This is a genomic window from Corynebacterium sp. HMSC034E11 (assembly GCF_001835905.1).
In the GTDB taxonomy this organism is placed as follows: domain Bacteria; phylum Actinomycetota; class Actinomycetes; order Mycobacteriales; family Mycobacteriaceae; genus Corynebacterium; species Corynebacterium coyleae.
The window spans coordinates 24,009-31,026 of sequence record NZ_KV826420.1; the positions used below are offsets into that span (position 1 = coordinate 24,009).

The 7,018-nt window shown below is 62.3% G+C and carries 9 protein-coding genes; 4 read left to right on the forward strand and 5 right to left on the reverse strand.

Going from position 1 to position 7,018, the window contains the following annotated elements:
* From HMPREF2690_RS12425 to HMPREF2690_RS10475, 4 genes are all read right to left on the reverse strand, one after another.
* On the reverse strand, nucleotides 1-758 hold a 758-nt coding region (locus tag HMPREF2690_RS12425; protein ID WP_371326031.1), incomplete at its 3' end, for a UvrD-helicase domain-containing protein.
* An 18-nt stretch (nucleotides 759-776) separates the two neighbouring features.
* Nucleotides 777-1,499 carry a hypothetical protein gene (locus HMPREF2690_RS10465; RefSeq protein WP_092101617.1) on the reverse strand — a complete coding sequence of 241 codons (723 nt, stop codon included), beginning with the start codon at nucleotides 1,497-1,499 and terminating at the stop codon, nucleotides 777-779.
* Nucleotides 1,500-1,512: 13 nt separating this feature from the next.
* A complete protein-coding gene (locus tag HMPREF2690_RS10470; RefSeq protein WP_224213005.1) occupies nucleotides 1,513-2,544 on the reverse strand; it encodes a DUF3152 domain-containing protein in 1,032 nt (343 codons plus the stop codon).
* A gap of 11 nt (nucleotides 2,545-2,555) precedes the next feature.
* Nucleotides 2,556-2,780 carry a DUF3107 domain-containing protein gene (locus HMPREF2690_RS10475; RefSeq protein WP_070422420.1) on the reverse strand — a complete coding sequence of 75 codons (225 nt, stop codon included), beginning with the start codon at nucleotides 2,778-2,780 and terminating at the stop codon, nucleotides 2,556-2,558.
* A gap of 117 nt (nucleotides 2,781-2,897) precedes the next feature.
* On the opposite strand from HMPREF2690_RS10475, the gene HMPREF2690_RS10480 reads away from it, so the two are divergent.
* Nucleotides 2,898-4,232 carry a DEAD/DEAH box helicase gene (locus HMPREF2690_RS10480; RefSeq protein WP_070571011.1) on the forward strand — a complete coding sequence of 445 codons (1,335 nt, stop codon included), beginning with the start codon at nucleotides 2,898-2,900 and terminating at the stop codon, nucleotides 4,230-4,232.
* The gene (locus HMPREF2690_RS10485; protein WP_083320377.1) at nucleotides 4,229-5,440 is read left to right on the forward strand and encodes an Rv3212 family protein; all 1,212 of its coding nucleotides are present in this window, start codon (nucleotides 4,229-4,231) and stop codon (nucleotides 5,438-5,440) included. The genes HMPREF2690_RS10480 and HMPREF2690_RS10485 overlap by 4 nt, the downstream gene beginning before the upstream one ends.
* Before the next feature lie 30 nt (nucleotides 5,441-5,470).
* Here HMPREF2690_RS10485 and HMPREF2690_RS10490 read toward each other — a convergent pair whose 3' ends face one another.
* Nucleotides 5,471-5,962, reverse strand: coding sequence for a hypothetical protein (locus tag HMPREF2690_RS10490; protein ID WP_224213006.1), 492 nt, complete (start codon nucleotides 5,960-5,962; stop codon nucleotides 5,471-5,473).
* A 470-nt stretch (nucleotides 5,963-6,432) separates the two neighbouring features.
* Here HMPREF2690_RS10490 and HMPREF2690_RS10495 point away from each other — a divergent pair, with 470 nt between their 5' ends.
* Both HMPREF2690_RS10495 and HMPREF2690_RS12565 read left to right on the forward strand, forming a co-directional pair.
* Nucleotides 6,433-6,729: a WhiB family transcriptional regulator gene (locus HMPREF2690_RS10495; RefSeq protein ID WP_070820847.1), complete on the forward strand. Its 297-nt coding sequence runs from the start codon at nucleotides 6,433-6,435 to the stop codon at nucleotides 6,727-6,729.
* Between the two features lie 39 nt (nucleotides 6,730-6,768).
* A complete protein-coding gene (locus tag HMPREF2690_RS12565) occupies nucleotides 6,769-6,843 on the forward strand; it encodes a 50S ribosomal protein bL37 (protein ID WP_099046258.1) in 75 nt (24 codons plus the stop codon).
* Nucleotides 6,844-7,018: the final 175 nt, after the last annotated feature.

Sequence of the window (7,018 nt, forward strand, 5' to 3'; positions counted from 1 at the left end):
GCGAGGTGCTGGGCATCGTCCACAATCACCGTGTGCCACCTGCGCGGCAGTGGCAGTCGCACCGCCTGATCCACCAGCTCCGAGGCGGACAGCCTGCGCGCTCCCGAAAGCGCCATCACCTGCTGGTACTCGCGCAAGAATTCGCCAGACGCGCTCCAGATGCCCACACCATGTCGGCTGCCCAGCTCCTCCAGTTCGACAGGGCCAAGACCACGTTCCACTGCACGCAGCAGGAAGTCACGCAGCTGACGGGCAAAGCCGACCAGTGGAAGCGCCGGGCGCAGATCCTCCGGCCACGAGCCACGACCATCCTCATCTTGGTCTTGGAGCAACTGGCGGATCACTGCGTCCTGCTCCGCGCCGGAGATCAGGCGGATTTCTTCGTCCACATGCGAGCGCAAAATGGCAAAGGCCAGCGAGTGCACGGAGCGCACCATGGGCTCATCGGTAACAAACCCCGACTGCGCCAGCGTGTCCGACAACTGCGAGCGCAGCCGTCCGGCGGTTTCCTTCGAGTCCGTCAGCACCAAAATGCCACCCGGGTCCCCCGCGCCTGCGTGACGACGCACCGCGGCCGCCGCCGTATCCACAAGAAAACTACTCACGCCTGAGCCGGGCCGGCCGGTGACCTTCCACAACCCGGCCTCAGGCAGCGGGTTGTCCCAGGTCCGCGGGGTGATGTTGCGCTCGCGCGGCACGAGGTACGCCTTCGGCTCTAACGCTGCCGGAGGCACTGGTGAAGGGTGTGGAAACAACATAAAGGAGATTGTGCCAGTTCAGTACGACACGACAATCTCAACAACGTCATCTATCGAACATACATCCGAACCGAGCCCGCGAGTCGTGTGGCGACGGTACTCGATCGCCTTCTCCAACAACCAGTCCAGCCTGGGGATATGCGACCAACGCGCCACAATGTCCGGATCCACAGCACCGGCCAGCAGACCATCGACGATCACCAGCGCTGCCGTAAAACCACGCGGGCGCAACCCAACGGACGGATCGAACTCGGTCAGCACAGGCTCAGCGTGGCCATCGAACAGCAAATGCGACAAGAAATCCAGGTGCGCGACTACCCCCTCAGACCCGAGGTGCTCCTCGCGCCACACCGCCCGATCAGCATTGGCAACCAGCCCGGTGCGCTCGCCGGAGGGGGCTTCGATGCCGGCCACGGCGTCGTCGTAAAGCAATGCTGCTGCAACCGCCTCATCGACACGCTCGCGCGGCTCACCGGTGGCGAACTCAGTCGCGCAATACCCCGCAACGATCAAGCGACCATCCGTCGCACGCACAGGACGCGAAATGCGCAGCCCCTCCCCCGGCACTGCCTTCTCACGCGCCTTGCCAGACCACGCGGACGTCTCACGCGCATGCGACAACACAACACGCCCGAAGCGCAGGCCATTGTTCCAAAATTGCGGGACCGCAACCGGCTCAATGTCGTCGATCTGGAATGCGGAAAGCACATGTGCCGGAATCGGCTTAAGCAAAGAAACCACCGACACCACCTTCTTAATTCACGGCCGGACGCGGATACGGCCACGGGTTCGGCCGGCACGTGTCGTCGTTGTTCGGGTAGTTCTCCTCCGGGCTCATCTCATGCAACTGCGCATTGTTCAGGCTCAGCGTCTGCTGCATCATGATCGGCGCAAGCGCATTCGCCTCCGGGCACGGCACGTGCTCCGCAAAGCCCACAGCGTGGCCCACCTCGTGATTAATCAGGTACTGGCGGTACGAACCGATGTCACCCTGGAACGGCACGGCACCGCGCACCCAGCGCGACTCGTTAATAATCACCGTGTCCTCGCCCGTAATGCGAGTACGGCAACTCGTCTCCGTACCCAACGCGGCACCACAGAGCTCCGCCGTCGTATCCAGAGAGGTCAAACGGATCTTCAGCGTCGGATCCTGATCTGCCGACACGTGTTCGAAGCGGAAGCGCGGATCGTTCGTCCACCCGCGCGGATCCATCAACGTTGCATCCACCATCTGGGCAAACGACTGATCCCCGCCGTAACCGGAGGCGTCGATGCCGTGCTCGACCTCGACGATGTAGCGCACCACAATCTCAGTGCCCTGGCCCGCATTGGCACCAGGGATGCCGACCTCGTAGAACGTGCCCTCACCCGTCGTGGTGTACGGGCCACCCGGCGGCAGATCGTGCGGGTCAAAGATGCCTTCCGCGATCTTCGCAGGCTCCAGCGGCTTCGGTTGATCCGCATCCGCACCAGCCATGCCCGCTTCACCGGCCGGAGCCGACGCAGACTCGGCGACCGTCCCGATCGCCTGCTCATCCGGGTTTTGCACCATGTCCAGCAGGACAAACACGGTAATTACCGCAAGCACCGGGATCGCATACGCGCGCCACCCGTACTCGCGGGCAAAGGCGACAAGACGTCCCTCTTCGCGGCTTGTGCCCTGCGGGGTGTCGTCGCCAGACTCCATACCCCAGCTATCAAACCAGTCGCCGAAGTCCTCTTCAGCGCCCCCGTGGTGCTCACTATGGCGCCCACCGTGAGACGGAGTGCCCTGCTGTTGTGCCATGTCTGAGTAATTTAGCGCATGAAGCCGACGCTACGGGCCGTGGTGCTGCCCTGCTCGACGTAAACGACGCGGTCAGTGCGGATCAGGTAGGAGTGGCCCTTGGCATCCTCCAGCTTGAAGGTTGCCTGACCGTTCGCAATCGCCTGCTCGACGGTGGCAAAGATGTCTTCCTGGCCCTCCGGAAGCTTGATCGCTAGTTCGCGCGGGGTGTCTGCAAGACCAATCTTGATATCCATTTTCTCGCTCACTGTCCTTTTCTTGTTGCGCTTTGTGTGCCCGCAGGTGCAATAGCTAAACGTAACCACCTGCTGGCGGACGGCCCCATTGTAACGGCCGGTAGCTAAGATGAACGCGTGCCCTACGCAGCTGAGAGTGAACAACGTGGCGCTGCTCGTCGTGCGCCAAAGAAAACGACGTTTGCCGGGTTGGGGGTTGCGGCTGAAATTGTGGACGCGCTTGCGGACCACGGCATCACCCACCCGTTCTCCATTCAGGAGCTCACGTTGCCCATCGCGCTGGCCGGACGCGACATCATTGGCCAGGCCCGCACGGGTATGGGTAAGACGCTCGGTTTCGGTGTGCCGGTGCTAGACCGCGTCTTTGACGACGCAGACATTGCAGAACTCGACGGCACCCCGCGCGCACTGCTCATCGCCCCGACGCGCGAACTTGCGGTGCAGGTCGGCGAGGACATCGAACGCCTTGCCGTGCACACGCCGGTGCGCGTGGCCACGGTCTACGGCGGCCGCCCTTACGAGGAACAACTCGAGGCACTCGAAGCGGGCGCGGACATTGTCGTCGGCACGCCTGGCCGCCTGATTGACCTGCATGACCGTGGCGCTCTCGTGCTGGACAAGGTCGCCATCCTCGTGCTTGACGAGGCCGACGAGATGCTCGACATGGGCTTCCTTCCGGACATCGAAAAGCTCTGGTCCGCCGTGGGCACAACGCAGACCATGCTCTTTTCCGCCACCATGCCGGGCCCGATCCTGTCCCTTGCCCGTTCGAAGATGAACAAGCCGGTGCACATCCGCGCCGAATCTGAAGATGCCTCCGCTACCCACGCCACCACCCGTCAGGTTGCGTTCCTCTCTCACCGCATGGACAAAGCCGAGGTCATCGCCCGTATCCTGCAGTCTCCGGGCCGCGAGCGCACCATTATCTTCGCCCGCACGAAACGCTCGGCGGCGGATCTCGCCGAGGATCTTGCTGGCCGTGGCTTTGCCGTCGGCGCGGTCCACGGCGACCTCGGCCAGGTTGCGCGCGAGAAAGCGCTTGATGCTTTTCGACGAGGCGACGTGGAAATCCTCGTCGCCACCGACGTCGCAGCACGCGGCATTGATGTCGACGACGTCACCCACGTGATCAACTACCAAACCCCGGACGACCCCATGACGTATGTCCACCGCATCGGGCGAACCGGCCGCGCAGGACGCACCGGCGTGGCCGTCACCTTGGTCGGCTACGACGAAGCGACGAAGTGGTCCATGATCAACACAGACCTCGACCTGGGCAAACCCAACCTGCCCGAGTGGTTCTCCACCTCCCCTGAACTGCAGGAGGAGTTCGGTTTCCCGGAGTCAGCTACTGGCCATGTCGGACGCCCGCGTAAAGTGCTCGGGGCACGACCAAACCGTCCATCCCGCCCGGCGGCTCCGGGCAAGCGTTCAGGAAGGAAACGGCGTTGAGTAAGCCTTTGCGTCGCACCCGCCGCGACCTCATTGCCACCGGTGTCATCGCCGGCGTTTCGGCATTGCTTGTCGGCACCGCCTTTTTCACCGCCCCGGTGCGCCAGGCTGATCTCTCTCCAGCAGCCGAAGCTCAGGAGGATTTTGGTCAGTTGGCGGTGGTGCCGTCGTCGCTAAGCGAGGGCTTCCGGCTCACCGACACCTCCGGACGCGCGCAACCGCTCGTAGCCAACGGCTTGATCATTACCTACAACGATCACACGCTGACCGCGACGAACCCTGAGGGCGAGACCGTCTGGACCTACGAACGCCCCAACGACCTGTGCCTGATGGATCAGGCGTGGGACAAGGTTGTGGCTGTCTACCGCGACAACGCTGGCTGCGGCGACGTCGTTGCCATCGACACGAAAACCGGCCAATACGCCGGCACCCGATCCGCCCCGGCGTCTGAAAACGTCACGCGCCTGGCCTCGAACGACCGCATTGGCTACGCCTCTAGCGAACGCATCGAAGTATGGCGCTCCGACATGGTGCGCACCATGGAATACGGCTACATCGAAGCCCCGCAAGAATCCGACATGCAGCCCAACCCAGGCTGCGTGATCACCTCCGCACTCACCCGCACCGAACTCGTCGCGCTGACCGAAACGTGTGGGGACGGCACCTTCCTCCGCATCCAAAAGGCAACCCCGGAAGACTCCCGCGAACCCGAAGTCGACGCCAACATTGAGATCGACCCGCAGGCCTACCTCGTCGCCGTCTCCCAAGACGCCGCCGCGATCTACGACCCGTCAAAGAAGCAGGTCCTGGCCTACGACAAGGAAGGCAACAACACCAGCTCCTCCTCGGTGCCAGCAATGGGTGAGCCACAGCGTCTCGACGGCACCATCGCCGTCCTCCCCGTCGCCGACCTCCCCCACCACATGTCCTACTGGCAGGACGACTCTCTCCTGCTCATGGAGCCGGCAGGGCTCGGCGTCACCGGCGTGTTCCAAGGCGCACTCGGCACCGGCTTCGCCGCCGGCGACCGCCTGCTCTACGCCTCCCAGGACGGCATCGCAGTTGTGGATTGGGACAAAAACGCGGTCGACGAGATCATCCCCGTCGACCGCGGCGGCTACACCGGCCCCGTCCACATCTCCTCCGCCGGCGCAACCATTGTGGAAAAGCGTGGCGACGACATCGTCGTCCTCGACGCCAAGGTTTAGCGAGGCCGGAGGGGTGAGCGGTGTCGTCGATTAGCGGCGCGCCTTACGCTCCTCATACTGCGCCTCGTTATACGCCCTCGAACGCGGGTGGAACACGGTGACCAGCACCAACACCACCGAAATCAGTGTCGCCACGCCGAGCGTTACCGCCCCGCCGCGGAACATATAGATAGCCACGCCGCCAAGAATCGCCTCAATGAGGACCACCGCGCCAGTCGCACGCGGACGGCCGCGCAGAGTCTCCACCGACACAAACGCGATGTAGCCGAAAATGATCAGCAAAAACACCGCAGTACCGATGTTGACGTAACCAGCAACCGGCGAGTCGGACTCCAGGGTGTGCTCGGTAGCAAGGAACTGATCACGGATCAGCGTCACCACATAAACAAAGATCGCCAAGCACTGCACCAGCACCACCATCGCGCCGAAACGCATCAGGGGTGGGACCTCAGCATCCGCGAACGGCTGCTGCTCCGGGTCATTTGGGACGGGCGCGTGGGATTGATTCCGATTCGTAGTCACAACAAAGCAGTCTATCGCCACCGATACGGCAGATGAACCCCAGCGAACCGGCAGAAATCCGAAAAACACGATTTGACCCGGGCACCTCCACCACCAGTTTACTATCATCCCAGGTCAGAGGGTAGACCATTGGCTTGCGGATCGGCCCAGAAGCGCAAATGTGACCGCGATGACGTAGATACATTCTGTGATTCCGCGCACATTTTGGCCTCGAACCCTAGCGGGCTTTGCATGAACATGTCATTATTCACAAGTAGCAAAAACAACGGGCTGGTAACTCAGCCCTTAACCCTCAGACACCACGGGGTTAACGCCCGGTAAACCGGAAGACGGGATCTCGAATCCACCGAGAGGCACCGCCCGGAGCCAGGAACCAAACTTTGTTTGCAACGCACCTACATCGTTGGGTGTTTTAGTGGTGCACGAAAACCGACCACGCAGTACCGATTTATTTTTTAAGGAGCATCATCATGGATTGGCGCCACGAAGCAATTTGCCGCGACGAAGACCCGGAACTGTTCTTCCCGGTTGGTAACTCCGGCCCCGCCCTCGCTCAGATCGCACAGGCGAAGCTTGTTTGCCATCGCTGCCCAGTAACCACCCAGTGCATGAAGTGGGCACTCGAGACCGGCCAGGACGCCGGCGTGTGGGGCGGCCTGTCTGAGGAAGAGCGTCGCGCACTGAAGCGTCGCAACAAGGCACTCGCCCGCAACCGCGCTCGCATGTCCGCCCAATTTTCCTCTCCGGTATCGCAGGCGATACAGTGATAGGTCTGTAACCGGTACAGATATATAAAGGAGACCCTCATGAGCAAGCGTGGTCGTAAGCGCAAGGATCGCCGCAAGAAGAAGGCGAATCACGGCAAGCGCGCTAACTCTTAAGCGCTAAAGCCCTCGCCCGGTACCTCCCCTTTCGGGAAGGTACCGGGCGTTTTCTTTTGCCCTCAGGGCCACTGCACTTTTGCACTCAGCGGGTTGTCTTGGTCGCGAAGTTCGGTGCTTGTTCGGGTGTTGCTCGACGGCCCTGGCCTGCTGTTTTCCGCTGGTCGTCTAGCTC

What these genes read in the sequence shown, in the direction of transcription:
- HMPREF2690_RS10470 (WP_224213005.1), bottom strand. Translation starts at nt 2,544, where the DNA reads ATGGCACAACAGCAGGGCACTCCGTCTCACGGTGGGCGCCATAGTGAG.
- HMPREF2690_RS10475 (WP_070422420.1), bottom strand. Translation starts at nt 2,780, where the DNA reads ATGGATATCAAGATTGGTCTTGCAGACACCCCGCGCGAACTAGCGATC.
- HMPREF2690_RS10495 (WP_070820847.1), top strand. Translation starts at nt 6,433, where the DNA reads ATGGATTGGCGCCACGAAGCAATTTGCCGCGACGAAGACCCGGAACTG.